Genomic DNA, 221 nt, shown 5'->3' on the forward strand with positions numbered 1-221 from the left:
GCGCTATTGCGTTTCACTTCTGAGTTCGGCATGGAGTCAGGTGGGTCCGCAACGCTATGGTCGCCAAGCAAATTCTTAAATTCGGAAAGCTGTCTTCGTTCTTCACATTCAATGTTCTTCTATTGAGCCCACAAAACCCCTTCGGTGTTGTATGGTTAAGCCTCACGGGCAATTAGTATTGGTTAGCTCAACGCCTCGCAGCGCTTACACACCCAACCTAT

General features: G+C 48.4%; 1 rRNA gene. It reads right to left on the reverse strand.

From position 1 onward, the window contains the following. A 5S ribosomal RNA gene (gene rrf / locus AACW06_RS20725) occupies positions 1–68 on the reverse strand; the annotation flags it as partial. Positions 69–221 lie beyond the last annotated feature (153 nt).

This window comes from Vibrio sp. S12_S33 (genome assembly GCF_963889785.1).
Taxonomy (GTDB): Bacteria; Pseudomonadota; Gammaproteobacteria; order Enterobacterales; family Vibrionaceae; genus Vibrio; species Vibrio aestuarianus.